General features: G+C 50.7%; 1 protein-coding gene. It reads left to right on the top strand.

The features are described from left to right. Positions 1-291 (top strand): DUF5131 family protein (locus tag LZP69_RS16045; RefSeq protein ID WP_234201700.1); only part of this gene is annotated, 291 nt, incomplete at its 5' end. Position 292: the final 1 nt, after the last annotated feature.

The raw sequence follows: 292 nt of genomic DNA, 5'->3' as shown, positions 1-292 counted from the left end.
ACGACCGTGAGATTTCTATCGTGTGAGCCGCTTTTGGGTGACTTACGGTTAGAAGTGAAAGATCTAAGGGATATCCACTGGGTTATTGTCGGAGGCGAATCGGGAAACAATCACCGTCCGATCGACCCTGACTGGGTTCGGGCAATCCGCGATGTTTGCTTGCAGACGGAAACCGCATTCTTCTTTAAGCAGTGGGGCGGTCGGACTCCCAAAGCGGGAGGGCGGCTACTAGATGGCGTGGAGTGGAACCAATTTCCTCATGAACAAACTTCTGAACTTCAATTGCATTAAT

The organism is Shewanella sp. AS1 (assembly GCF_021412565.1).
Lineage (GTDB): Bacteria > Pseudomonadota > Gammaproteobacteria > Enterobacterales > Shewanellaceae > Shewanella.
The sequence above is the reverse complement of the archived record's forward strand: the minus strand, read 5'-3'. Positions and strand labels throughout refer to the sequence as shown.